Consider the following 26,893-nt stretch of genomic DNA (forward strand, 5'->3'; position numbering starts at 1 on the left):
GGATGCCACCTCTTAACCGAAAGTAGGGGCTTTTCCACCCCCCTACTTAAAGGGTATGCACCGCCTCTTTAAAAATGCGTCCACGCTCCTCATAGGAAGGGAACATATCCCAGCTGGCACAGGCTGGCGAGAGCAGAACGATATCTCCCGGCTCCGCCAGGCTTGCAGCCTCCTTCAGCGCAGCACGCAGCGTATCTGCGGCGCTGTCCACAGTATCGACCAGCACGATGTGCGATAGACCCGCCAGCTCAGCGACTCTAGCAATTTTTTCTTTCGTTTGCCCCATCGCCACAACGGCTTTCACCTTCTCTTTGAAAACCGGCAGCAGCTCCATATAATCCGAGCCGCGGTCCAAACCGCCGGCGATCAGCACGATGGGTGCCTGCAGCGCGCCGAGGGCCATGACCGTCGCTTTGGAATTGGTCGCTTTGGAGTTGTTATAGTAAACGACGCCTTGCTTCTCGTCCACATACTCCAAACGATGCTCCACACCGTGGAACGTTCGCAGTGGCTCCGCAAGCGCTTCTGGTGCGGCACCCGCCGCAATCGCCGCCGCAACCGCCGCCAGCGCGTTCTCGATGTTAAAGCGGCCCGGCAAGGCGATGTCGGCAATGTCGACGATGACACGCACCTCGCCATCAGCCCCCCGATACATGATGCGGCGGGCCAGCCCGTCTTCAACGTCCGGAATGTATGCCGGCTCGACGTAAACACCCTCCGACTGCAACTCCTCGGTCATGGAGAAAGGGATCAGCTTCGCTTTTATGTAAGGCACAAGCTCCCGGCACACGGGGTCGTCCCAATTGAGGACGGCGCGGTCCGTTTCCCGTTGATTCGCAAACAGCTTGGCTTTCGACGAGATGTAATCATCCATTGTCCCATGATAATCCAGGTGCGTCTCCGCCACGTTCAGCAAGCAGGCTACCTCCGGGCGGAACGCCCGGGTCCCCTTCAGCTGAAAGCTGCTGAGCTCGGCGACCAGCCAATTGCCTTCATCCGCCTCCTCGGCGGCCTCGCACAGCGGGATGCCGATATTGCCGGCGACAATCGGTCTCATGCCGGCAGCCTCCAGCATGTTGCCGATCCACGTTGTCGTGGTCGTTTTACCGTTGGATCCGGTGATCCCGAGAATGGGAGCCGGGCTGATCAAATAAGCGACCTCCACCTCCGTCACAACCTCGATGCCAAGCTCAATCGCCCTGGCCACGGGAGGCGCGGTATACGGGATTCCGGGGTTTTTAACGACCAGCGAAACGCCCTCATGAATGAGATCGTCCGGATGACCTCCGCATACAACAGAAATTCCCAAAGCCTCCAATTCGGATGCTTCGGGACACTGTTCTCGTTCTTTTTTATCGTTGACCGTGATGACGGCGCCATAATGATGCAGGGTTTTGGCGACCTGAACGCCGCTTCTCGCCAAACCGAGAACGACAACCTGACGTCCCCGGTATTCTTCTGGATGATTCATCTTCATTACAACCCCTTGTTCAAGTAAAGTCCTATGACCGCCAGCACCAGTCCAACCGCCCAGAAGGTGACGTCAACGCGCCATTCCGACCATCCGGACAACTCGAAATGATGGTGAATCGGGCTCATTTTAAATACCCGTTTGCCGCGTGTCTTAAACGAAATGACCTGGATGACGACGGACAACATTTCGATGACGAAAATTCCGCCGATGACCAGGAACAACAGCTCGGTTTTGGTGACGATCGCAATCGCTCCAATCGCCCCGCCGATGCCCAGCGAACCGGTATCGCCCATGAACACCTTGGCCGGATGAGCGTTAAATACCAGAAAGCCCAGCACGGCACCGATCATGGCTGCCGCACAAACCGCGGCAGGAAGCGAAGTCACCTGCATGGCGATCACCGCAAACGCCCCCAGTGCAATCGCGCTGACGCCAGACAGCAAGCCGTCCACGCCATCGGTAAAATTCACGGCGTTGGTCACCGCCATCATCATAATGACGATAAACGGATAATAGAACCACGGGCCCCAGTCAAACGCAATGTCCGTCCCCGGTATAACGATCGCTGTGCTATGGCCCTCCGAGATGAGCAAGGCACACATGATTCCGGCGAACAGCAGCTGTCCAATCAATTTCTGTCTGGGTGTGAGACCCAAAGACCGATTAAATACAATTTTGATATAGTCGTCGAGAAATCCGACCAGTCCAAAGCCAAGCGTGGCGACCAGAAGCACGTAGAAGTCGGTATTCACAACGGAAAATTTCAAGAAAGCTAACGTAAACGCCAATAGGATAATGATGCCGCCCATCGTTGGCGTTCCCGCCTTTTTCAAATGGCTTTGCGGCCCTTCGCCGCGGATTTGCTGGCCGAATTTGAGTCTTCTCAGCAGCGGAATGATCAGCGGAGCCGAGATGACCTCCAGAATAAAAGATACGCCGATCGTTAGCAAGATAAGTCCAAAATCCATGGGATCCCCCCCTTTCGCCGGTATTAGTGTGTCAGCTCGCTAGTTTTGATCGCTTCGACGACTTCTTCGAGTTTCATGCCTCGGGAAGCCTTAACCAAGACGACGTCCTGCGGATGCAGCAACGAAACCAGCTTGCGGATCAGTTCAGACTTATCAGTATATGCATGAATGAAATTCGGGTCCAACTGTTTCTTCGCCCCTTCGGCGATGTGGCGGGAAAGCGGACCGCAGGTGAACAGCTGATCCACCGTACCTGGTGTCAACATCTCCCCGATTTCGCGATGGTAATCTGCCTCGGAATCGCCCAGCTCCAGCATATCGCCGAGCACGGCGATTTTCTTCCGATACCCTTTCATATGCTCCAAAACGCCAAGGGCCGCTTTCATCGAAGTGGGGCTGGCGTTGTACGCGTCGTTCAGGATCGTAATGCCGCTCCGTCCGGTAATAACCTCAATCCGCATTCCGGTCAGCTCCACTTTGCTGAAGCCCTCGCGGATCGCTGCTTCGCCCACCCCGTAATGACGGGCAACCGTGATCGCCGCAAGCGCATTGGATACGTTATGCTCGCCGAGAAGCGGCAGTTCCAGCGGATCGCCTTCACTGCCATGCGGCGTAAACAACGTTTGATGGTCCGTAAACAGGATCCCCGTGGGATACTGGTCATTCTCCGGACGCAGCCCAAACGTTGCCGTTTGCAGTCCTTCCGGCTTCACCGTAGACGGCTCGGCCAACACTTGAGGGATGAGAGGTTCGTCCCCATTGTAGATGAACAGTCCTCCCGGCTTCATGCCCGCTAGAATTTCCAGCTTGGCTCTTGCGATCTCTTCCCGCGAACCCAGCTGCAGCAAGTGGGATTCGCCAATGTTGGTGACAACCGCCGTTTCCGGTTCACCGAGCTTCGAGAGCAGTTCGATTTCTCCACGGCCGCTCATCCCCATCTCCAGTACGGCGATTTCCGTATCTTCCGGCATGGCCAAGATCGTTAACGGAAGGCCGATATGGTTGTTGAAATTCCCTTTGGTTTTATGCACTTTATAAGTCGTAGACAAAAGAGCGTAAACCAAGTCTTTGGTCGTCGTTTTCCCGTTGCTTCCGGTGATCCCGACGACTTTAGCTCCGGTTTCGGTCAAGTATGATTTGGCCAGCGCCTGCAGCGCAATTAGCGTATCGTCCACGAGTACGGCCGGGCCTGGCGGCGTTCCCTTCGAGCGTGCCCACAGGCAAGCGCCTGCTCCCGCCTGCAGGCAGTCCGAGGCGAAATCATGGCCGTCGAACCGTTCTCCCGCCAGCGGCACAAACAGGCAGCCTTTCGTTATTTGCCGGGAGTCCGTCACAACGCCTTGCACCACGATGCCGGCATCGCCCGCTTCCCGAATCTGTCCGCCGCACATCGCGGCAATTTCCGCTAAGTTTCTTTTGATCACTTTGCCAAACCCCTTATCGCTTCTTTTGCAACGATTCGATCGTCAAAATCGAGCACCTTGGAGCCTATCAATTGATAGGTCTCATGGCCTTTCCCCGCAATCAATACTACATCCTCACGGCTTGCCATTTCAATAGCCTTCCCGATGGCCTCGCGGCGGTCGACGATCAGCTCATAACGCGCCTGATCCACGCCGTCCTCAACGAGTCCCTGTTCGATGTCCCGTAAGATGGCTTGCGGGTCTTCCGTGCGAGGATTATCAGAGGTCACCAGTACGTAATCTGCATACTTCGCGGCGATTTGGCCCATAATCGGACGTTTCTTCCGGTCCCGATCCCCGCCGCAGCCGAAGACGCAAATCACTCGGCCTTTCGCGAATTCATTCACCGTCCGCAGCACATTCTCCAATCCGTCCGGGGTATGGGCGTAATCCACAATCACGGCGAAATCCTGACCTTCATCCACCGCTTCCACCCGGCCCTCAACGCCTTTCACCGATTCCAGGCTGGCCTTGATCTGCTCTAGCGGTATGCCTTCCAAGAGCGTCGCCGAGATGGCTGCCAGCGCGTTGTACACATTAAACTTCCCTACCATCCGCAAGGAGATATCTGCGCTCCCGCGGAACGTATCCACGTGGAAGGACGTCCCCCGTGCGGTAATCGAGATGTTTGAGGCTCTAACGTCGGCATCTTGCTCCACGCCATACGTAATCACCTCAGCCGCCGTCTGTTTGGCAAAATAAGCGCTCGCCGGGTCGTCAACATTCAGCACGGCATAGCTGCGCTCCTCTGGATTTTCCGCATACGTATTGCCCAGTCGGGAGAAAAACAATCCTTTGGCCCAGCGGTATTCGTCCATTGTCTTATGATAATCCAGATGATCCTGGGTCAAGTTCGTAAAAACGGCCGTCCGGAAGCGGGTTCCTTTCACGCGCCCTTGCGCCAGCGCATGAGAGGACACTTCCATTACACAATACTCACCGCCGCCTTCAGCCATGTCATGCAAATATTGCTGCAGCTCCAGCGACTCCGGCGTTGTCCCGGACATCGGATACGTCTGCCCGGCGAACCGGCGTTGGATCGTGCCGATCAATCCCGTTTCCCTGCCTTGATCTTGCAAAATCCGCTCGATCAGATAAGTGGTGGTCGTCTTGCCGTTCGTGCCGGTCACGCCGATGACTTTCAGCCGCGAGCTTGGCGCGCCGAAGAATACGCCTCCGAGCACAGCCATCGCCTGCCGGCTGTCCTTGACTTTAAGCTGCGGCAAGGCAACATCGTCCAGCCACCGTTCTACTACAAGTGCCGCGGCACCTTGTTCTTCCGCCTGCCGGGCATAATCGTGACCATCCACCGTATGGCCGGGAAGGCAAATAAATAGATCCCCCGGCTGTACCTTGCGCGAATCGATCGCAATCCCCGTACAGGACGTTTCCCCATCCCCTCGTATCTGCGATGTCATAAAATACGTTGCTAGTTTCTTAAGCAGCATAGGTTACCCCTCCGTCTTTCAACTGCGTGTTGTACCGCTACACACTCATACTATATTATCACCAAATTTAACTAAATTCAGGATTATTATTCACTTGTGATCGAGTTATGATCATGCTGTTGCTCTGCCTCCGCTTCTGTCCCCATGTAGATGCGGATCGTCGATCCTTTCTCTACCCGGGCCCCCGCTTTCGGAGCTTGGTTGATCACCACATTGCCGGTGCCGGATCTCGCCAGGTTGAAGTTCATGTTCAAATCCTCGTAGATTTCCTGGGTCGTGTGGCCGATCAGATCAGGTACCGTTACGATTGGCGTCTCTCCGTATTTATACTTCTTGTTGACCTGCTGCTCGCGAGGCGGAACCTTCATATATTCCAGTGCATCCTCCATGATGTTGCGTACGATCGGAGCGGCCACCACGCCGCCGAATTGAATGCCTTGCGGGTTATCCACCGCCGTGTATACGACGATTTGCGGGTCGTCTGCCGGAGCGAAGCCGATAAACGAAACGATATGTTCATTTTGCGAGTAACGCCCGTTCACAACCTTTTGCGCTGTCCCGGTTTTGCCGCCAACCCGATACCCGTCGATAAACGCGTTCCCGCCGGTTCCGTTAGCGACGACGCTTTCCAGCGCCATGCGGATCTGCTTGGAGGTCTCTTCCGAAATGACCTGCCGCACCAGCTGCGGCTTGTTCTCCGAAACCACCTCGCCCGTCTCCGGATTCGTCCACGCTTTGGCTACATAAGGTTTATACAGCTTGCCGCCGTTGATCGCCGCGGATACCGCCGTAATCTGCTGGATCGGAGTCACCGAAACGCCTTGACCAAACGAGGTCGTCGCCAGTTCCACCGGCCCTACTTGCGAGAGCTTAAACAGAATCCCGTTCTCTTCCCCGTTCAGGTCGATGCCGGTTTTGCTGCCGAAGCCGAAATTTTTGATGTATTGGAACAGCGTTTCTTTCCCCAGCCGTTGACCTAAGGCGACAAACCCGGGGTTGCAGGAGTTTTCTACGACCTGAAGGAACGTTTGGCTGCCGTGGCCGCCTTTCTTCCAGCAGCGCAGGGTTGCCCCGCCCACCTTGACGTAACCCGGATCAAAAAAACGCTCATTCAGCAAATCCACCTTTTTCTCTTCCAATGCCGCAGCCAATGTAATGATTTTGAAGGTGGAACCTGGTTCGTACGTCATCCAGATTGGTAAATTCCGGTTATACACTTCTGCATCATATTCTTGGTAGGCTCCCGGCTCATACCCCGGCCGGGCAGCCATGCCAAGGATTTCTCCCGTCTTCGGGTTCATCGCAATTGTCAGCGCTGAATCAGCCTGCAGCCGGTCCATCGCCTGATCCAACTCCCGCTCGATGATGCTCTGGATCGTCTTATCGATCGTCAGCGTCAGATTCAGGCCGTCCTTCGGCTCCACGTATTTCTCCGACGAACCTGGCATCAAGCGCCCGCCGGCATCGGACAAATAAGACACGCTTCCGTTCATGCCGCTGAGCAGGTTGTCGTATTTGCTTTCCACGCCGGTAAGGCCTTGGTTGTAGCCGCCGGTGAAGCCCAGGATATGTGCTGCCAATCCCCCGAAGGGGTAGTAGCGCTTATTGTCTTCGGCAACAACAATACCCGGAAGAGCCAAATCACGAATTTGCTGCGCTTTTTCCATCGTAATTTTGCGTCCGCCGGGTTGCAGCCTGACTATGGATTGTCTCTTGGTGATCGTCTTCAGTACCGATTCCTCGGTCATCCCAAGCAGCGGCGCCAGGCTCTTGGCCGTCTGCTCCGGATTTTTGATCTGCACCGGAATGGCCATCACCGTTGGCGTCGTAATATTATAAGCAAGCACCGTGCCGTTGCGGTCGCTGATTTCGCCGCGCTTCGCCGAATACGGGATGTTCCGGCGCCAGGAATCCTCCGCTTTGGCGGACAATTCAGCGCCTTTCCCGATTTGAACGTAGGCAAGACGCACGGCCAGCGCCGCAAACAGCAAACACAACACCATTAACAGCCAGAATAATCTTCGTCGTACAGTAAATCTGGATACTTTCACAGGTCGCCCCCCTTACCCATCCTGACATCATCATGATTGCACTCATCACATGACTATTCAGGACAACCAGGGGTTAGAACAAGCTATGGCGAGTCCGAGGTCTCCTTCTCTCCGGCATCGTTCCCTTGATCGCCGCTGGTTGAGGCATCCTCCACCTGCTCATCGTTGGACGAAGTTTCCTCCTTATCCGGCGGTTCCAGGGTAAGGATTACACGTCTGCCGCCGTTCTCGTTGACAACCTCCTGTGAGACGACGTAGCCTTCCCCATTCGCCGTAACCGGGATTTGAAGGACCGATAGTAACTCCAAGGCATCGCGCAGCGATTCGCCTTGCAGGTTTGGCACATTGATGTCCGATCCCTTCTCCGTAAGCAAGTAAACGAATTGCCCGGATTTGAGCGTCGTTCCCGCCTTCGGGAATTGGGAGATAATCGTATCCCCTTTCCCATATGTTGCATAGGAAATGCGACTTGCCGACAGTTTGTCCTTGGCTTGTTGAACTGGCAACCCGCCGACATCCGGAACTTTTGGTCCCGAAGCCGCTGTCTTCGAGGAGTTACCGGACGCGCTGCCTTCGATTTTTTTCGGAACTCCCATATACTGCAGCGTTTGATTTACGATCTGCTTAAACACCGGAGCGGCGGCGGCCCCCCCGCCCAGTTCCGAGTCCTTGGGTTCGTCGATCAAGACGATAACCGCGATCTTCGGATCATCCACCGGCGCATAGCCGATAAATGAAACGACCTGTTTCGTGTAATCATATTGGCCGTTAACTACCTTTACTGCAGTCCCCGTCTTACCGGCAACCCGATACCCTTCGATGTAGGCGTGACGTCCCGTCCCGATCTTTTGGTCCGAGACCACCTGCTCCAAATAAGTTCCAACTTCTTTCGCTTTGTCGGGAGAGATCACCTGCTGAAGCACTTTAGGTTTGGTTTCCACCGTCTCCCCGGTTTGCGGATCGGTGATGGACTTGACGATATGCGGCTCCATCAGCTTGCCGCCATTCGCGATGGCCGATACCGCCACAATTTGCTGCAACGGCGTCACAAGCAGCTTCCCGTGGCCGTATGACATCGCCGCAAAGTCAGCCTGCTGCACCGGATCCACGATCCCTTTGGATTCCCCCGGCAGCTCGATGCCCGTTTTTTTCCCGAATCCGAATTGATCGACGTACGTCTTCAGACGTTCCGGACCCAGCATCTCGTAACCCAGCTTGACGAAAGCGACGTTACTGGAGCGTTTCACGCCTTCCAGATACGTGATCTCGCCCCAGCCGGAACGCTTCAAGTCGTGAATCGTTTGCCCCGGCACCCGGATGCTGCCGGATTTGTATGTAGCATTTGGATTAAATAAGCCTTCCTGTACCGCCCCGGCCAAGGTCACGATTTTAAATGTGGAACCTGGCTCGTAAACGGATTTGATCGCGTGGTTATAGAAATTTTTCTGATCGACATCCGCCCAATATTCATTGGGGTTATAGGTCGGCATATTCGCCATGCCAAGGATTTCCATCGTCTTCGGATCGGCCGCAATCACCGTCATACTGATCGGCTGCAGCTGATCGTACGCTTCCTTCATCGCCTGCTCGATGTAGTACTGGATCGTGTAGTCAATCGTCAGCTTCAGGTTGTCTCCGTTCTTCGGCGGGTTATAAATTTCGCTGGCTTTCGGAATCTCAATTCCCCGGCCGTCCCGCTTGTACTCGAGTGAACCGTCAACGCCCTTGAGCTGCTCATCGAAGTAGGCTTCAATACCGGATACGGCTTTGCCTTCGCGGTCGATGTATCCCAAGACGTGGGAAGCCAAGCTTTGATTCGGATAATACCGCTTCTGATCCTTGATCAAGTAAATGCCGACGTCCTGCAGTTTGCTATGCTTTTCCTTCAGCTCGTCGATCAATGCCTGCACCTGATTCTTCAGGTCTTGATCAATCTTCCAGCCCTCGTTCCGGACCTCGCGTTGCGTATAGTACTCGCCGGACTCTTTTTTGGCATTGACGATTTTCCGGAGTTCACTTTCATCTTTACCGAGGACCTTGCCAAGCCCTTCAACTACCTCGTCCTGAAGGCCGTACTTGTTAATCAGTTCGGGATTGACGGCCACCGTGTAAGCCGGAGCATCCACCGCCAGGACGTCGCCGTTCCGGTCCGTGATCGTCCCCCTCGTTGCGGGCAGCAACTTTTTGGTCGACCACAGCTCCTCCGCATGCGCCTGCCAAAAGTCCGCTTGCACGACCTGCAGCCAAAACGCTCTACCGATCAATACAGCAAAAAAGAGGGTAATACATCCCCCTATCAGCAGTGTTCGAAGCTTTATTCGCTTGATCATGGCAAAACCTCTTTAGACATTATTTCTTGGCCGTTTCAACGCCATCTGCCGGTACATTCACATGAAAACCTTCTACCTCCGGCTGAACATAACCGAGCTCCTTCGCCTTCTCCGGAATTTGCTCCTCCAGCTTTTCCTTTTGGATGCTTAGTTCCTTCACTTCCGCGTTGATCGCTTGAATGTCCGTATTCAAATTAAACATTTGGCGCTTAATGTTGTAAAGTGACACATTTTGCCATAACAACCCGCCCATCACGGCCACGCAAAAAATAACCGTCATCATATACAGCAACTTCTCACGAACCGGCAACGGCGAACGGCGGGTTACCACCTTCGTTGTTTCCCGATAACGCTGCGGTTGATAGCTGCGTTCCGCTTGCTTCTCCTTGACTGCCAGATTCCCACGCGTATAAGCCATTTACGATACCTCCACACCGGTTTGCAATTTCTCCGCCACGCGTAATTTCGCGGAACGGGCCCTCGGATTGTCAGCCAACTCCTGCTCCGACGGAACGATTGGTTTCCGGTTGATTAATTTAAGTGATCCTTTGCCGCCGCACACGCACATCGGAAAATCGGGCGGGCAAGTACATTTCTCCACATAGCTGGCAAAGATTTGCTTACAGATTCGGTCCTCCAACGAGTGGAAGGTGATGACCGAAACCCGTCCTTCCGGCGCCAAACAACGGATGGCCGCATGCAGCCCTTCTTCGAATGCGCCCAGCTCATCGTTAACCGCGATGCGCAATGCCTGAAAGCTGCGCTTCGCTGGGTGGCCCCCCGTACGCCTTGCAGCCGCCGGGATGCCCTCCTTGATCAGCTCGACGAGCTGCCCCGTCGTTTCGATCGGCTCCTGTGCTCGCCGGTCTGCAATGACCTTGGCGATCCGCCTGGAAAATTTCTCCTCGCCGTATTGGAACAAAATACGAGCAATTTCGCGTTCCGGCCACGTATTTACGATCTCCCGAGCCGTCAATGCGGCCGATTGATCCATCCGCATATCGAGCGGCGCGTCCGCGTTATAGCTAAACCCCCGCTCCCCTTCGTCAAACTGAGGGGAGGAAACACCGAGGTCGAACAATACGCCGTCCACCTGGGGAACCCCGTTTAGCTGCGGCACCCCTTCGATCTCCCGCAGTTTTTGCTCGATGTAGCGGAAATTGCTTTTTACCAAAGTTAACTTGTCCGCATAGGCTGCGAGCCGCTCCTTGGCATTGTCCAGCGCCCAGTCGTCCTGGTCGAAAGCGATCAGCCTTCCCCCTGGACCTAGCTTGGATAAGATGACGGAGCTGTGGCCGCCGCCTCCCAGCGTACAATCCACATAAATGCCGTCCGGCTTGATGCGCAGCCCTTCTGTCGCTTCTTCTTTGAGTACCGTGATGTGATGGAACAAGACTTACGCCCCCAAACCTGAATTCATTTGACTAGCTTAAAGAATAACTCCTTCTAAAGATCGAAGTTGAAATCCACCAGCTTCTCAGCAATTTCGTTAAACGTATCTTCCGACTGCTGGAAGTATTGCTCCCACGTGTCTTTGCTCCAAATTTCCACGCGATTCGACACGCCTAAAACAACGCAATCCTTCTCCAGCTTGGCATACTGCCGTAAATTACTTGGCAAGTTTACCCTTCCCTGTTTATCCCATTCACATTCGGTTGCACCCGAGAAAAAGAAGCGGGTAAACGCACGGGCGTCGGATTTCATCAGTGGCAAAGCCTTCAGCTTCTGTTCCAGCACTTCCCATTCCTGCATCGGATAAACGAAAAGACACTGGTCCAAGCCGCGGGTAACCACGAAAGAGCTGCCGAGGAGTTCACGAAACTTAGCCGGAATAATAATCCGGCCTTTATCGTCAATGCTATGTTGGAACTCCCCCATAAACATTGGTGACTCACTCCTTACCTCTTTCCCCCACTTTGCACCACTTTACACCACTGTGATATGTAACTATTCCACACTGAACGAGAAAATCCTTCTCTGGTTCAAAATTTTTTTGACAGGCGGTTGGTGGGAAGGAGGTATTACTTTAGGGCTGCAACCGCGGTTGACGCTTCGTTCGGCGCTAAATAAGCAGCAAAAAGGACTATCCCGGCAGATTTGATCTGCCTCAGATAGTCCTTTATTGGTGTGTTAACAGTAAAAAGTACCTTTATTTTATTGAACAATCCGCAGTTTCAGCGAATTAACAGGATTTTGTACCGTTATTTTCGGTGAAATCACCCGACTTCGCCCAATCCGGCAAAATTAGCGGTAGGATTTACCGTTAATCATCGTCTAGCGGCGGATAAGTAACAATTAGCGGTACGATTTACCGTTAATTATCGTCTCCCGGCGAACACGCATCAATTTACAGCGGCCGTAGCGTTTCACCGTAACGCCTGTCCACCGGCGATCGAGCTGTAATCACCGCTGCGACGAATTAATGCTCCTGCCAGCTATCCAGGTAAGCGCGTTGCTCAGCGGACAGCGTATCGATGTTCACGCCGAGGCTTTCCAGTTTGAAGCGGGCCACTTGCTCGTCCAGCTCATAAGGGACGTTAACAACCGTTTTCCCGATTTCCTTATAACGGTCATTCACGTATTTCAAGGACAACGCCTGCAGCGCAAACGTCATGTCCATGATTTCGGCCGGATGTCCGTCGCCGGCGGCCAAGTTCACCAGACGGCCTTCGGCGAGCAGGTACATTTTGCGTCCGTCCTTCAACTGATATTCCTCAATGTTCTTGCGCACGGTGCGAACCGAAACCGAACGCTCCGCAAGCTCAGGCTTGTTGACTTCCACGTCGAAGTGGCCGGCATTGGACAGAATCGCGCCGTCCTTCATCACATCATAATGCTCGCCGCGAATCACGTCGCGGTTGCCGGTCACAGTGACGAAGAAATCGCCGATCTTCGCCGCTTCCAGCATCGGCATCACTTGGAAGCCGTCCATCACGGCTTCCACCGCTTTGATCGCGTCAACTTCGGTAACAACGACGTTAGCGCCAAGGCCTTTGGCCCGCATCGCCACGCCTTTGCCGCACCAGCCGTAGCCGACAACCACGACGGTTTTCCCAGCAACGACCAGATTCGTCGTCCGGTTAATTCCGTCCCACACCGATTGGCCGGTGCCGTAGCGGTTGTCGAACAAGTATTTGCAATAAGCATCATTTACTGCAACCATTGGGAATTTCAGCTGGCCTTCCTTGTCCATCGCTTTCAGGCGCAAAATCCCGGTGGTCGTCTCTTCAGCGCCGCCCCGCACATTCTCCAGCAAATCCTGACGTTCCGAGTGCAAGATCGTAACCAAATCACCGCCATCGTCGATGATCAGATCCGGCTTCGTCTCCAGCGCTTTAATTAACAACGCCTTATATTCTTCCGGTTCAGGATTATATTTGGCATAAACGGTGATGCCATCTTCAACGAGTGCAGCACAAACATCGTCCTGCGTCGACAGCGGATTGCTGCCGGTAATCGTCACTTCCGCCCCACCGGCTTGGATAACTTTAGCCAAGTAGGCCGTTTTGGCTTCCAAATGAAGCGAGATGGTCACTTTCAGTCCTTTAAAAGGCTGCTCCGCCTCAAATTGCTTCCGAATCCGGTTCAGCACCGGCATGTGGGCTTCCACCCAATCGATCTTCAAATGCCCCTCCGGCGCAAGCTTCAAGTCGGTAATGATGCTGTTCTGAATCGCTAACGAACTCATAAATGTCTCCTCCTATAAATAGATGATTCGATGTTTGCCAGTTAACTCATAAGGGATATTCATCAGGCCTTCGATCCAATCCGTCCCATATCGATTTAATGCATCAAAGAGATTGTAAACTCTCTCCTGCGGCTTGCTTAGAGGGAATAGCGAGAGTTGAATCCGGTCGAAATGGCGTAAGCCGGTCTCATGAATTTTCTCCAACGCATCCTTCGCCTTGCCGCGCAAATACTCGATTTGGCCGATGATCTTGTCTCGGTTCACCGCCCCGAGTCTGGACAAATCGCTTTGAACTCCTGCCAGCTCCTCAATGAGCGGATTGTATAGCTCTCCAAACGCAGCGATGACCTCATCAAACCGCTTGTCGACCGGCATCCGCTCCTGCGCCGCAAGCCAAGCTCCACGTCTGCGGCGGAAGCCTTCGGCATCCTTCACATCATCCCAGCTGAGCTGATATTTCTGCATATACTTTTGCACGGTTCGATCTACCACCGTAAAAGCTTCCCGTGCCAGCAGCAGTGGCATTTTCAGCCCAAGCTTATGAAACGCCTTGCGCGTCAGCCCCCAGTAAGCAATTTCGCCGGGGCCGAGAACCGAGCCAAGGACGGGAAGCAAACTGTCCTGCATCAAGGGGCGAGTTAACACATTATTGCTGAACCGCTCCGGATGCTCCCGCAGCTCGGCGAGCAGCTCGTCAGCCGTAAAGGAGACTTTGCCCTTGCGGTCTTCGAAGCGCCCTTCCTGTTTAAACAACAGCAGCCGTTCATGTTCATTAATATAGAACAAATTCGCTCCATTTTCGGCCACTTCAGCCGAAGGTTCAAATCCCAAGCCCGCCAAATCCCGTACCGTTTCGTGGTAAGCCGATTCCAGCTCATCATTGTGGCGAATCATTTGCTCAAACACCGGTACTTCCAGCCGGCGCAACTCAGGATCTGACGAGTCCAGCAGCACCAGTCCGTATTTTCCAAACAAAGCTCCCATCAGCTTGGCAAAAGCTGCCGTCAAGTTATCCGCATCCGCTGACGAGCTTCGTGCCAAGTCCAGGAGCGCCGCCTTATGCTCGCTGTCGGGCAACAGCTGCTCCAGCTCTGAAATGGCCTTGTCCCACGCCTCGGACGTCACCTTCGTGAAGCTGACCGGCAGCCGGTCCATGCTGCCGCGGTGCATGCGAATCCGACGCACCTGTAAATCCGGCGCCAACACATAGGTGTGATTGACCTCATCCCAGTCGTGATCCTCGCCGGCAATCCAGAACACCGGCACCACCGGACGATTTAACCGGGCCGAAGCGGCCTTCGCCGCTTTGAGGATGGTCACGGCTTTATAGATCACGAGCAGCGGCCCGGTGAATAACCCGCTTTGCTGCCCGCCGACAATCACCGCCGTCCCCGGCTGCTCGAGTTGATCGATCGCCTGTTCAACGGCCGGGGACGGGTTATATTGTCTGTTATATTCACGAAGTCGGGCAGCGACTGCCTTCCGACTTATGCGCGTATGCTCTGATTGATCAAGCCATGCGACTCGTTCAGCCCAGCTGTTGGCCTCCGCCGGGTCGCTCTCATACAATTGCTGAACCGTAGCAAACTGATTGACGTATACTTCAGCCAGCGGCCCCACAAATGAAAGTTGCTCTTGAACGACATTCATCAGTTTGCGTCCTCCTGTCTGCATCAAAACCTTCCTTGATTGTAACGGATGTCCTACCGCTCCGTCAAAGAAATCCTTACTTTTGCTAAACCTCTAACTTTCCGTAATGATCAGGCGCAAAAAAAAACTCCCGCAACCGTCATGAACGGCTGCGGGAGTTCGCAGAATCGATCAACCTTTTTTCGGCATGGAGACGAAATGTCCTTTAGACACTTCAACCAGCTCGGAGTTCTCCAAGTCGTACAAACCTCCGCTGGCAACCCCTTCTTTGCCGATTGGACCGCTGGTGGTATCCTCCAGAACAATCCGTTTCTTGTTAGCTTCAATTTCCGGATCCGGGATCGGAATCGCGGACAGGAGCGTTTTTGTATAAGGGTGCATCGGGTTGGCATACAACTCTTCGCTGTCTGCCAGCTCCACGATCCGGCCCAGATACATCACGGCCACACGGTCACTGATATGCTTCACCATGGACAAGTCGTGCGCGATAAACAGATACGTTAATCCGAGACGGTCCTGAAGATCCTCAAGCAGGTTGACAACCTGTGCCTGAATGGATACGTCCAGCGCCGAAATCGGTTCGTCACAGATGATGAACTTCGGATTCACCGCCAGCGCACGGGCAATCCCGATCCGTTGGCGCTGACCGCCGGAGAATTCGTGCGGATAACGGGTTGCATGGTCCGGGTTCAAACCAACCATATCCAGCAATTCTTCAACCCGTTTCTTGCGTTCTGCTTTAGATCCGGCCAAACCGTGAATATCCAGCGCTTCCCCGATGATATCCGTAACGGTAAACCGCGGATTCAGCGATGCATACGGATCCTGGAAGATCATCTGCATGTCGCGGCGCATCGCTTTCATTTTCTTCGGCGGCAATTTGCTGATGTCCACGCCGTTGAAGCGAACGCTGCCAGCCGTCGGCTCGTACAAACGAAGAATCGTACGGCCCGCGGTCGATTTACCGCAGCCCGATTCGCCAACGAGGCCAAGCGTTTCGCCTTCGGCAATCGAGAAGCTGATGTCGTTGACCGCCTTCAGTACGTTACCGCCGCCAACGTTAAAGTATTTTTTCAAGCCTTCAACTTCAATTAGAGTTTTGCCTTTGCTCATGACGACTGTACCTCCTTGGCCATCGGATGAAGATCCCAGCAGCGGGCTGTATGCGTTTCGCTAAATACAGTCGCGCCTGGGTCGATGCGTTCGCAAATCTTCATCGCTTGGTCGCAACGAGCGGCGAATGGGCAACCAATCGGCGGCTTGATCAAATCCGGCGGTGTACCGATAATCGGAATCAGCGGTTCGCCCTTCTTCTGATCCAAACGCGGCATCGAACGCAGCAAACCTTTGGTGTATGGATGCTGCGGGTTTTTGAAGATCTCCCACTTCGTTCCGGTCTCCACCACTTCACCGGCATACATGACGATGACGCGATCACACATGCCGGCTACGACGCCAAGGTCATGGGTGATCAAAATGATGGAGGTGCCCAGCCGGGATTGCATCTCTTTCATGACGTCCATGATTTGAGCCTGAATCGTCACGTCGAGCGCCGTTGTTGGTTCGTCAGCGATCAACAGCGCAGGCCGGCAGGCAAGTGCGATGGCGATCATGGCGCGTTGCCGCATCCCCCCGGAGAATTCGTGTGGATATTGGTTAAAGCGGGCTTCTGCATTTTTGATGCCTACAAGCTTAAGCATCTCGATAGCCTGTTTCTTCGCTTCGCCCGCTGACATTTTCTGATGTTTGATTAATACTTCAGTGATTTGTCGGCCTACTTTGATCGTAGGATTCAAGGAGGTCATCGGGTCCTGAAATATCATGCCAATATCTTTCCCGCGGATCGATTCCATTTGCTTGTCGCTTTTCTTCAAAAGGTCTTGCCCTTGGAAAATAATTTCACCTTGCTTAATGATGGAAGGAGGAGACGGAATCAGGCGCATAATCGTTTGGGCCGTGACGCTCTTGCCGCTGCCGGATTCGCCGACGATCGCAACCGTTTCACCTTTCCCCACTTCAAAGTTCATGCCGCGGACGGCCTTCACTTCTCCACCTTTGACTTGGAAGGAAACATGCAAATCTTTAACTTGTAAAATCGGCTCCATCATTCCACCTCCTACTTCTTCAGTTTAGGGTCAAGCGCATCGCGAAGACCGTCACCAAAAATATTAAACGCCAGCATGATGATACTGATCAAAATGGCTGGGAACAGCATCCGCCACGGGTAATACAACCAGCCGGTCAAGGCATCATTGATCATCGAACCGAGCGAAGCAACCGGAGCTTGAACGCCCAAGCCAAGGAAGCTAAGGAACGCTTCGGCGAAAATCGCGTTAGGTACAGACAATGTCACCGTAACGATGATAGGTCCAACCGCATTTGGCAACAGGTGGCGGAACAACAAGCGTCCGTGGCCTGCGCCCATCGAACGGGAAGCCAACACGTATTCGCGGTTCTTCAACTGCATAATTTCACCGCGGACAATCCACGACATGTTAATCCAGCCGGTAATTGTTAAAGCAAGGATAATCGTTCCCAAGCTCGGCTCCATCACGACCAGCAACAGAATCGTAACGAGCAGATAAGGGATGGAGTACAAAATCTCTGAAAACTTACTCATAATTTCATCGACGCGGCCGCCAAAGTAACCCATGATTCCGCCGTAAATGACGCCAATCAAAAGGTCGATACACGCTGCCGCCAGACCAACGATCAGGGAAATGCGCGCCCCCATCCAAGTTCGGATAAACATATCGCGGCCAAGGTCGTCCGTACCAAACCAGTGCGTGGCCGATGGCGCTTTGTTCGTATTTAAAAGGTCGTTTGAATAATAGTTGTAGCCGTAGATTTTACCGACGATAACCGGAGCGATAATCGCAGCCAACGTTACCAGCGCCAAGAAGATCAAAGCCGTCATCGCCAGCTTATTGCTGCGCAATCTTTGCCATGCATCTCGCCAAGCTGAGATACTTTCGCGTTGAATGACTTCGGCTTCTTTCTCGTCCGCGCCGATTTTGCGGAAATCGTCCGCCGTCAGGTCGACCGGAGTCGGCATCACTTTGATTGGATTCGTATCCATGCGCATTATCCCTCCTTCCCTTTCGAAAGCTTAATTCTCGGATCCACTAGCACGTAGAGGATGTCCGTGATAAACCGGGCCAACATCAGCAATACGCCGTAAAAAATCGTAATCCCCATAATCAGCGGATAATCGCGGACGCTGATCGCTTGCACGAACTGTTTTCCGATACCGCCAATCCCGAAGAGCTGCTCGATAACCACAGAACCGGTTACGATGTTTGCCGTCATCGGTCCCATATAGGTGATTACCGGCATAATCCCGTTACGGATCACGTGACGGAACAGAATTGCCATCCAGCCCAGGCCTTTCGCCTTAGCCGTTTTGATGTAATCTGCATGCAATACTTCCAGCATGCTTGAACGGGTCAAACGGGCGATAAACGCGATCGGCTGCGCCGTGAGGGCCGCTACCGGCAACACATAATACATCGGACCTTTAAAGCCCATCGTCGGCAGCCAGTGCAGCTTCGAAGCAAATACGTACTGCAGCAAAGAAGCCACGACGAAGCTAGGTACCGCGATGCCCAGCACCGCTAACACCATCGCCACATTGTCGATCAATTTGCGATGATACAGCGCTGCCAACATACCAAGCAGTACCCCAAGGACTAACGCGACGATAATCGCAACAATCCCCAGCTTCAAAGACGCCGAAAACGTTTGACTAATGATGTGAGATACATCCTGGTTGATCTGCTTCATGGAAATTCCCAAATCGCCCTGAGCAATTTCACCCAAATATTTCAGATATTGCTGGTAAACGGGCTTATCGAGTCCTAACTGTTCTATAAGACGCTCCTTAATTGCCGGAGGCACCTGTTTCTCGGAAGTAAGCGGATTCCCCGGAATCGCCTTCATCAGGAAAAAGGTAGCTGAGATCAAAATAAACAGTGAAATTAACATGTAAAAAAACTTACTGGCAATATAGCGTACCATGCCCGTTCACACCTCCTTCTTTTAAATTTCGACATATATCGATTTTAGGTGAAAAGAAACACTTTGTCTATTCCATATATTTGTATAAGGACGCAATGCTTGGAAGAAGAGGGCACACAAAAAAAACGGGATATATATGGAACACCCACATATATATCCCGAGATTTCTATGCGATTAACAATGACTTATTTACGATCATCCGTAATATAAGCGCGGCTGTAATCGATCGCACCGCTGTAGTCGAGAACTACACCTTTCAACCACGGTTTCGTAGCCGAAACGTTCGTGTAGTAGTAGATCGGCATCAAGACTTGGTTGTCCTTGATCAGGATTTCTTCGGCTTTTGCGAAGTTCGCGTCACGAAGTGCCATATCTTCGCTATTTTTCGCTTCTTTGATCAGCTTGTCGTATTCTTCGTTCGAGAAGCCGGTGTCGTTGTTACCGCCACCTGTTACCCACATATCCATGAATGTCATCGGATCGTTGTAGTCTGCACTCCAACCAGCACGAGCTACTTGGTAGTTCAGGTTTTGACGGTTTTCGATGAATACGGCCCATTCTTGGTTTTCCGTTTTCACGTCAACGCCCAGGTTTTTCTTCCACATATCCGCAACTGCCAAAGCGATTTTCTTGTGCCCTTCACTGGAGTTGTAAGTCAATGTGATCTCAGGCAATTTCGTATAGCCTTCTTCTTTCATACCTTGTTCCAGAAGCTTCTTCGCTTCTTCCACGTTTTCTGTGAAGTAGTCGTCTTTGTGTTCATTACGATATTCGTCATTCAGACCTTTGATACCCGGAGGTACGAAGCCGAATGCCGGAACTTGACCACCCAGCGTTACGTTGTCAACGATCGCTTGACGATCGATAGCCATCGCAAACGCTTTGCGGATATTCACGTTATCAAACGGTTTAGCCGTTACGTTAAATTCATAGTAGTACGTACTTGCAATCCCTTTGATCTCCAATTCGTCTTTCAATTGATCTTTCAGGATCGGAATTTGGTCGGTTGGGATTTCGCCGTTAGGCGCACCTGCGCGATCCAATTCGTTGTTTTGGTAAGAAGCCAACTCAGTTGCGCCGCTGTTAACCAGAGACATGGTGATTTTGTTCAGCTTGATGTTAGCTTTATCCCAATAGTTTTCGTTCTTCGTTACTTCGATCGATTGGCCTTTCACCCAGTTGGTCAGCGTGAACGCGCCGTTAACGATCATTTTGCTTTGGTCAACCGCCCATTTCGGATCATCCTTAACGGATTGGTGAACCGGATAGAACGTATAGAAGGAAGTCAGACCAAGGAAGTAAGGAGTTGGAGCAACCAGTTCCACTTCCAGCGTATAGTCGTCAACTGCTTTTACGCCGACTTGGCTGAAATCCGTGATGGTTCCTTCGTTATATTCTTGAGCATTTTTCAGGTAGTACAATTGATAAGCATAAGGTGCAGCCGGATCTGTGTTCGGGCTCAGGACACGTTCCCAAGCGAATACGAAATCGTTCGCCGTAACAGGGTCGCCATTGCTCCATTTAGCGTCTTTACGCAGGTGGAACGTATATTTCGTCCCGTCGATGTCCCAGCTTTCAGCTGCAGCGGGGATAACTTGACCAGATTCGTCCTGGCGTGTAAGACCTTCGTACATCAACTTCAGAACGGTGTTAGCTTGGCTGTCTTGAGCTTGAGCCGGGTCGAAAGTTGGTGGCTCGGCGCTCAGGTTAATTCTCAGCGTTTGATCTGCGGCCAACTTCTCTCCGCCGCTGTTGCCACTGTCGGAAGCTGTATTGCCTCCATTCGCTGCGCCATTATTAGCAGCGCCATTGTTTCCGTTGTTCGAACCGCATGCGGCTAGCAATGTGCCGACTGCAAGAACGAGCGTCAGAAGAAGCAAAAGACTCTTACTCTTCTTCATCTAGCAATATCCCCCTTAAAATGGTTTGGTATATGTTTTTAGATTATACAACCAGCGGTCAAAAAAATCCAACATAAAATTCAAGATTTTTCGCGTTAATTGCTAAAATTCGCGCTAGACTTTAACAAAATAGTCCAATATACAATATTGACATTTGATTTTCTTAACAATTAACCAAGAATGTCATCCCTTTATTCGGTATTGGGAAGGCAACCCTAGTTTGACCTAAGCGGCGGTGATATATGTAATAAAGCTGATTAAAAACAATAAAACGTATGCTAATCCGGTTGCCGCAAACGCCAAACGCCACACCACACGCAGCAGCTTGCGGGCGTCGACCCTTCCCTTCAGGCGAGTCTGCGCCCCGCCAATCAATCCGCTAACAACCAATAGAATTAATACGATCAGATAGAAGCCAAAGGTCGAATGGAACACATTATTAAACAACGCAGAGACCGACAAGATCAGAAACAGCGTCGTTACGTCCATGGCCAGCTTCAGCGCTCTTTTCTTATCCCGCTTGACATAATAATGAATGAAATAAACGAGCCCAAATGGAATGACCGGTATCATAGCCAACACGATCAAGGAAGAGACCAACGCTTCCAAAGCCTCACCTCCGCATCAATTTTGGTTATAGAAAAAATCAATTCATAAAAGTAAGTAACTATATTTTTATATCCATGTCAGATTATAATGCTCGGACCAACCGCCAAACCATCTCGTGTCCGGGAACCGCGATTCCTTTGCTGCGCGCCATCTCGACCAATTTCCCATTAATATGATCAATCTCCGTTGGCATGCCCTGCTGCACGTCCTTTAGCATGGAAGAGATATTCGTTGAGGTCGACCGGCAAACCGCAGCGATTTGATCAAACATGTCGGCATTGTAAGGGATTCCGTAAGCCTCATAAACGCGTAATCCTTCATCGCAAAGTTGCCGGAGCAGGCGAATTCGTTCGTCGTTCTCCAGCAGTTGGCCGTTATTCAGCCGCCACAAAGCCGTTAAGGGGTTGATCGCCGCATTGATTAGCAGCTTCCTGTAGATTTCTCTCCCGATGTCTTTCGACAAAAGGGCTGTAAATCCTGCCTTCTCCAGCATTTTCACGAAACTTTCTGCTGGAGACTCCAGATCGGCCATACCGCCGTTCGCGCCAATTTGCGTTATCCCCTGACCTGCACGGTTCACGCTGGATTCGTTCAGCCGTTTTGCGCCTTCCGTCGTAATTGCCGCATAAAGCGGAACCCCTGGCAGCGCATTGCCGATCAGCTCTAGGTGCCCTATGCCATTTTGAAAGCATACGACCTTCGTCTTCGGACCCACAATTCGACTGAGAAAAGTCAGCAGATTAGCATCGATATGGCGTTGTTTCGTGGTTAACAACAGCCATTCGGCCGTATCGCTCGCTCTGTCCCTACTGCCTTCTCCCACGGGATAAGCTTCGAGCCGCTGGCCATCCACAACGGTTGCGGTCCCGTCGGCTTCGGCAAGCCGAATCCCTTCTTTCTTTAGCTTTGCGGCCTGCTCAGGGGTTCTTGTCCAAAAACGCACCGGCACGCCGAACGCCGCCAGCTTACCGCCAAACAACAGCCCCAATGCACCGGCGCCGATGATGTCAACCTTCATGAAGCTTCACGACCTTTCCTTTCTTCTAATCCCTTTATACCAAACTCCCCCCTAACAACACAAAAATCCCGCCATTTTGGCGAGATTTTGCGATAGGTTTCTGTTATTCGATCCGTTCTAAATTTCCGTTCGCGTCCATCTTGAATCTGGATTTGTTTTCCTCGTCTTCTTCGTTTAAAAAAGCTAACCGTCTAGCCCGGTCCATGATCTGAATCAACGCCTTATAATCGTCGTTCACGACCCGGTAATCGGTCTGTACCTCATTGACCTGTGCCGACAACTTCTCGTTTTCCTCGCGAAGCTTAGCAATCTCCTCTTCTTTCTCTCTAAGCTCCTTCTCCAACGCTTTCATTTGACGATTGGTTTCCTGAATCGTGTTTTTCCACCCGCGCAAAAAGCGGATCACCGCATCGATGGAAATCGTCTCCTCCGACACCCCATCTCCGCGATAACCGTTGTCGTCCACATCGACGGAAGTAAGCGAGGCCATGCCGGAACCGGCCGTTAGCGAGTTTTGCTTTTTCATATAATTACGCTTCTGTCTTTGTGCTTTCGCGATGCTGATGGCCGCTTCGTACTTCTTGCGAACGCAGCTGTTCCATCGGAAACCGCAGGCCGCCGCCGTTCTGCCTATCCGTTCTCCGACCTCTTCGAAAGCGTTTAATTGGGTGCTGCCCTCCCGTATATGCCGAAGGGTAACCTCGGCCAGAATCAAATCATCTTCTGGGCTCCATGCATCTTGTCTCACAGCTGTCATGCTATAAAAACCTCCTAACGACATCCTAATCTAACCGTCATCCAACCGGCGGTCTCCGGCAGGCGTAAGGGTAAAATGCTTCTTACTCCATTTCTATGCCTCTCATAGAGTTCATAGAATCTATTTGATACTAAAATGTATTTCCAAAATCCAGCTCCTCCATACATGACGTTTCACGAAATGAATAACAAGAGCAGGCGCCGCCAACACTACTGTTAGGTTTGTCACAACAACACCTGCGTAATTTGGCTAAATCATGACTTTTCGTTTACACTTTTCAGCCTAACGGGTATAATGGGGAAAGGAATGGAAGCTCGTTGATACATAAGAAAGGGGGATTACCTCGTGGCACGCATGTTCCGCGTCCTTGGCTTCTTCACATTGGCTATTGGGCTTATGGCCTTTGCGGGCGATCTGACGGAAATGGCTTTGCTGTTCTTCTTGCAAACCGCCTTTTTCGTCCTTTTCGGCTATCTGAAGCTTACCGAGAGAACCTATATCCTGCTGTTCTGGGGATATATGATCGTCGCATTTACCGGTTTCAGCTACTGGACGGTCTTCAAAATGGGTTTACCCCTCTAATCCCAAATCTCATAAATGTTCCAAAAAGGCGTTTCGGCTATGTGCTGGAACGCCTTTTTTCGTGAGTTCTGCTATTTCCGGGCCTGTTATCATATATATAGGACAACTACAGATGGGAGAGGATCGTTGTTGAAGATACGCATCATATCGCTCTGTCTATTGCTGTTGCTGGCGGCTCTTCAGTTTGCCCGTTTGTCGGCCGCCGCTGCTCCGCTGACTGCCGAAGAACAACAGATCCTGGAACAAAGCTTGTCCATTCAGGAAATCGACCGGGAAATCGAGCGGATCGAATCCCGCCAGCAAGAGACGGAAATGGACCTTCGCGAGCTGCAAGAGCAATTAACCGAAAAAAACGAACAAATCCGTATCAGCCGCGAACAAGCTGGCTTAAGACTACGCGCGTATTATATGGGGGAACGGGAAAATCTGCTGTACGCATTGCTAAGCGTGAACAGCCTCAAAGATTTTTTTACCGTATTGGATTATTATCAACTCATTATGGATCGGGATCGTACCATATTAAACCAATACAAGTCGGAATATGCTGAACTGACGAAGACCAAGCAGAAGCTGGAAGCCACGTCCACCGAACTCGACCGCATGAAAGAGGAGCTGCAGCTCCAGCGCACCCGGGTTGCCGCGCTTCGGCAAAGCGTCGACGAATCCCTTGGCCTCAGTGCCGATCCCGAGAAGCTCAAGGCGTTAATTCAAGAGTTGACCGCCTATTGGGAGAGCGTTGGGCTGTATGAGCTCCGCAGATATTTTCAGGCACTCAGCTCCGCCATGTCGCAATTCTCCGACTTTTTGAAGCAGAACGAGAGCAGTTTGATCGCTGAAAAAGGGGGATACCGTTTGGAAATCCACGAGGATGATCTGAATGCGTTCCTCTATGGCAAGAGCGAGTTGCTCAAGGATATGAGCTTTCAATTCAAAACGGACAAGATCATCGCGCGCGGCAGCCGGGAAGGCTTGGAGCTCGAAGTCGAGGGTCATTATACGGTGGAGCAGGAGCCGGAGAACGCGATTGTTTTCCATGTGGACCGCCTGCTGTTTAATGGGTTGGCCCTCCCGGATACGACGCGGGCCGAGCTGGAGCGGGATTTCGACCTTGGCTTTTATCCGAAAAAAATTGTCCCCTTCGTGGAAGCCACTGAGGCGGTGATCTCCGAGGGGACGTTAACGGTGAAATTGAAGTTGGCGTTGTAAGCGCTGGTGATGCTTTACCGACTAAGCTCAGCCAACCGTCCGCGATATTGCTTGCCAGTGATCGCTCCGCTTAAATAATCGGAGGTGAGCGGCGCGAAGCGCTCGAGCTGTTCCGGCAGCGACGGACTCGCCGGCAGCACAATTCCGGATCCGGCAGCCAGCGTGGCGGGGATCCAAGTGGGGAGCTGATTTCGGACGGCTTCGTAATAAACGGTTTTGAGAACAGGAAGATGCCCGGTTGTTTCATACCAACGCGCTTGATTATAAAGGGAGGTCATTTCTGAAATCCACAATCCGGCCGCATCGGGATGATCCGTTTGCGAAGAAACGGCATAACTTCGGCCTAGGATCCAGGTTGACGCTAGATTCGGCTGGAACTCCGGCATCCAGATTTTCGAGCGGGGATGACGATGCTTCTCGGCTTCCGTCGCCGTGGTGATCATCATCGCCAGTTCGCCGTCACTCAGCTTGCTCCACGAATCCGATCGGGCCAAGCCCGAATCCAAGAGCGCGGGGCGCAACGATTCCAGCTGTTGCAGGGCGTACGTCATATTGCCCTCCACTGTATAGAATTGCCCGGAACCGGCCGGCTTCCAGCCTCCGCCGACTTGCCACAGCAAAGTCGCTGCCGCATAGGGATCACGGTAATCCAATCCTAACAGGTAGGGCTGGGAATGTTGTTTTTTGAAGGTGGAGACTAAGACGTTCCAATCGTCCGCTGTAGCCGGCGGGCGTTCCAGTCCAAGCTGCTTCAGTTTGTCCTCATGATAAACCAGCACATAGGGATCCACATCCAGCGGAACTCCCCAGACGTAACCGTTCCACTCGTTTGGAATTAAGGAAGCGCTTAACACTTCGCCTGACAAGGAACCAGAGAAATAGCCCTCCGTGGGCAGCAGATAACCGTCCGCTGCAAAACGGCGAATCCAGACATTGTCCAAGAGCAGGACGTCCGGCGATTCCCCGAGCTTCATCAGCTGGCGCTGGTACGCAGCATAACTCTCCTCTAACGGCACATTCACCAGATCAACCTCCACCGGATGGCTCACCGTAAACTGCCGGTTCATCTCCTCCAGGCGACGGAAGTCAGTCTCATTCATCTGCACGGCCACGTGAATGTGGCCGGTCTCCTCCTTGGTTTGCGCTTCAGGCGGTGTAACCGGCTGAGCCTCCCCGCCGTCTTCTTGGCGAACTAGCGTCATTTCTTCGCTAGGCGACAGATTAATTAAAGCGAGCAGGAGGATTGCAAAAAGCACCCAATGATTTTTTCGCTTCACGCCTGTCCTTCCTCTCCACAATTTAGGAGCGCACGTCACGTCAATAACCTTCTGATACTCCGTATTGTAGCAAATCGCCGGATGAATTGTCCCGTAAAAAAATGTATATGTGTATGGCGGTGGGGTGCTTGGACTTTAACTCTCCTGTAATGTATGCGATTCCTGCAAAAATGCAGTTTTTTGAGGTGAAATCGCCGCTTTGTGCAAAATGCCTGCAAAGGTGCAGGCTTTGCGCCGAATTGCCCCATTTGTCCGAAATCGTGAAAAATAACTGTACTTTTGCAGGCTTTGGCCGAGAAATCGGGATTTAGCCGAAAAAAACTGCACTTTTGCAGGTTTCCCCCTTCGAGCAAAAGCGTGCAAACGAGCAAAAAAGCCCGGCGAATTAAGATAAACCGATTCGCCGGGCTTTTACTATTATTTTCCTCGCGACGGACGAGCGGTATGCTCTCG

22 protein-coding genes are annotated in these 26,893 nt (G+C 52.3%); 2 read left to right on the forward strand and 20 right to left on the reverse strand.

Features of this window, described 5'->3' with window-relative positions; all coding sequences use genetic code 11:
* Positions 1 to 46: 46 nt before the first annotated feature.
* From murD to U9M73_RS09650, 19 genes are all read right to left on the reverse strand, one after another.
* On the reverse strand, positions 47 to 1,471 hold the full coding sequence (gene murD / locus U9M73_RS09560; RefSeq protein ID WP_323076976.1) for a UDP-N-acetylmuramoyl-L-alanine--D-glutamate ligase: 1,425 nt from the start codon (positions 1,469 to 1,471) through the stop codon (positions 47 to 49).
* Between the two features lie 5 nt (positions 1,472 to 1,476).
* Positions 1,477 to 2,442: a phospho-N-acetylmuramoyl-pentapeptide-transferase gene (gene mraY, locus U9M73_RS09565; protein WP_323076978.1), complete on the reverse strand. Its 966-nt coding sequence runs from the start codon at positions 2,440 to 2,442 to the stop codon at positions 1,477 to 1,479.
* Positions 2,443 to 2,465: 23 nt separating this feature from the next.
* Positions 2,466 to 3,866, reverse strand: a complete 1,401-nt coding sequence (locus U9M73_RS09570) for a UDP-N-acetylmuramoyl-tripeptide--D-alanyl-D-alanine ligase (RefSeq protein WP_323076979.1) — start codon at positions 3,864 to 3,866, stop codon at positions 2,466 to 2,468.
* Positions 3,863 to 5,353, reverse strand: a complete 1,491-nt coding sequence (locus U9M73_RS09575) for a UDP-N-acetylmuramoyl-L-alanyl-D-glutamate--2,6-diaminopimelate ligase (RefSeq protein WP_009225597.1) — start codon at positions 5,351 to 5,353, stop codon at positions 3,863 to 3,865. Before U9M73_RS09575 ends, U9M73_RS09570 begins: the two co-directional genes overlap by 4 nt.
* Before the next feature lie 86 nt (positions 5,354 to 5,439).
* Positions 5,440 to 7,404 carry a stage V sporulation protein D gene (locus tag U9M73_RS09580; protein ID WP_323076980.1) on the reverse strand — a complete coding sequence of 655 codons (1,965 nt, stop codon included), beginning with the start codon at positions 7,402 to 7,404 and terminating at the stop codon, positions 5,440 to 5,442.
* A gap of 83 nt (positions 7,405 to 7,487) precedes the next feature.
* Positions 7,488 to 9,734: a penicillin-binding transpeptidase domain-containing protein gene (locus tag U9M73_RS09585; protein WP_323076981.1), complete on the reverse strand. Its 2,247-nt coding sequence runs from the start codon at positions 9,732 to 9,734 to the stop codon at positions 7,488 to 7,490.
* Between the two features lie 19 nt (positions 9,735 to 9,753).
* On the reverse strand, positions 9,754 to 10,152 hold the full coding sequence (locus U9M73_RS09590) for a hypothetical protein (protein WP_009225594.1): 399 nt from the start codon (positions 10,150 to 10,152) through the stop codon (positions 9,754 to 9,756).
* On the reverse strand, positions 10,153 to 11,127 hold the full coding sequence (gene rsmH, locus U9M73_RS09595) for a 16S rRNA (cytosine(1402)-N(4))-methyltransferase RsmH (RefSeq protein WP_260070711.1): 975 nt from the start codon (positions 11,125 to 11,127) through the stop codon (positions 10,153 to 10,155).
* Between the two features lie 53 nt (positions 11,128 to 11,180).
* Complete coding sequence (gene mraZ / locus U9M73_RS09600; protein WP_009225592.1) at positions 11,181 to 11,618, reverse strand: division/cell wall cluster transcriptional repressor MraZ; 438 nt, start codon at positions 11,616 to 11,618, stop codon at positions 11,181 to 11,183.
* Between the two features lie 535 nt (positions 11,619 to 12,153).
* Positions 12,154 to 13,422 (reverse strand): adenosylhomocysteinase, encoded by a 1,269-nt coding sequence (locus U9M73_RS09605; protein ID WP_323076984.1) that lies wholly within the window; start codon positions 13,420 to 13,422, stop codon positions 12,154 to 12,156.
* A gap of 12 nt (positions 13,423 to 13,434) precedes the next feature.
* Positions 13,435 to 15,072, reverse strand: coding sequence for a bacillithiol biosynthesis cysteine-adding enzyme BshC (gene bshC / locus U9M73_RS09610; RefSeq protein WP_323076985.1), 1,638 nt, complete (start codon positions 15,070 to 15,072; stop codon positions 13,435 to 13,437).
* A 171-nt stretch (positions 15,073 to 15,243) separates the two neighbouring features.
* The gene (locus tag U9M73_RS09615; RefSeq protein ID WP_036645611.1) at positions 15,244 to 16,185 is read right to left on the reverse strand and encodes an ABC transporter ATP-binding protein; all 942 of its coding nucleotides are present in this window, start codon (positions 16,183 to 16,185) and stop codon (positions 15,244 to 15,246) included.
* A complete protein-coding gene (locus U9M73_RS09620) occupies positions 16,182 to 17,177 on the reverse strand; it encodes an ABC transporter ATP-binding protein (RefSeq protein WP_036645609.1) in 996 nt (331 codons plus the stop codon). Before U9M73_RS09620 ends, U9M73_RS09615 begins: the two co-directional genes overlap by 4 nt.
* Before the next feature lie 11 nt (positions 17,178 to 17,188).
* Complete coding sequence (locus U9M73_RS09625; protein WP_009225587.1) at positions 17,189 to 18,151, reverse strand: ABC transporter permease; 963 nt, start codon at positions 18,149 to 18,151, stop codon at positions 17,189 to 17,191.
* A 5-nt stretch (positions 18,152 to 18,156) separates the two neighbouring features.
* Complete coding sequence (locus U9M73_RS09630) at positions 18,157 to 19,089, reverse strand: ABC transporter permease (RefSeq protein ID WP_009225586.1); 933 nt, start codon at positions 19,087 to 19,089, stop codon at positions 18,157 to 18,159.
* Positions 19,090 to 19,275: 186 nt separating this feature from the next.
* Positions 19,276 to 20,991: a peptide ABC transporter substrate-binding protein gene (locus U9M73_RS09635; protein ID WP_323076989.1), complete on the reverse strand. Its 1,716-nt coding sequence runs from the start codon at positions 20,989 to 20,991 to the stop codon at positions 19,276 to 19,278.
* Between the two features lie 225 nt (positions 20,992 to 21,216).
* Positions 21,217 to 21,600, reverse strand: a complete 384-nt coding sequence (locus U9M73_RS09640) for a DUF3397 domain-containing protein (protein WP_260070710.1) — start codon at positions 21,598 to 21,600, stop codon at positions 21,217 to 21,219.
* An 82-nt stretch (positions 21,601 to 21,682) separates the two neighbouring features.
* Positions 21,683 to 22,618: a ketopantoate reductase family protein gene (locus U9M73_RS09645; RefSeq protein WP_323076990.1), complete on the reverse strand. Its 936-nt coding sequence runs from the start codon at positions 22,616 to 22,618 to the stop codon at positions 21,683 to 21,685.
* 103 nt (positions 22,619 to 22,721) lie between these two features.
* Positions 22,722 to 23,375 (reverse strand): RsfA family transcriptional regulator, encoded by a 654-nt coding sequence (locus U9M73_RS09650; protein WP_260070452.1) that lies wholly within the window; start codon positions 23,373 to 23,375, stop codon positions 22,722 to 22,724.
* A 345-nt stretch (positions 23,376 to 23,720) separates the two neighbouring features.
* On the opposite strand from U9M73_RS09650, the gene U9M73_RS09655 reads away from it, so the two are divergent.
* Positions 23,721 to 23,957: a DUF2626 domain-containing protein gene (locus U9M73_RS09655; protein ID WP_009225581.1), complete on the forward strand. Its 237-nt coding sequence runs from the start codon at positions 23,721 to 23,723 to the stop codon at positions 23,955 to 23,957.
* Positions 23,958 to 24,086: 129 nt separating this feature from the next.
* A complete protein-coding gene (locus tag U9M73_RS09660) occupies positions 24,087 to 25,163 on the forward strand; it encodes a coiled-coil domain-containing protein (RefSeq protein WP_260070453.1) in 1,077 nt (358 codons plus the stop codon).
* A 14-nt stretch (positions 25,164 to 25,177) separates the two neighbouring features.
* Here U9M73_RS09660 and U9M73_RS09665 read toward each other — a convergent pair whose 3' ends face one another.
* Positions 25,178 to 26,440 carry a sugar ABC transporter substrate-binding protein gene (locus tag U9M73_RS09665; protein WP_260070454.1) on the reverse strand — a complete coding sequence of 421 codons (1,263 nt, stop codon included), beginning with the start codon at positions 26,438 to 26,440 and terminating at the stop codon, positions 25,178 to 25,180.
* Positions 26,441 to 26,893: the final 453 nt, after the last annotated feature.

It is taken from the genome of Paenibacillus phoenicis (genome assembly GCF_034718895.1).
GTDB classification, from domain to species: domain Bacteria; phylum Bacillota; class Bacilli; order Paenibacillales; family Paenibacillaceae; genus Fontibacillus; species Fontibacillus phoenicis.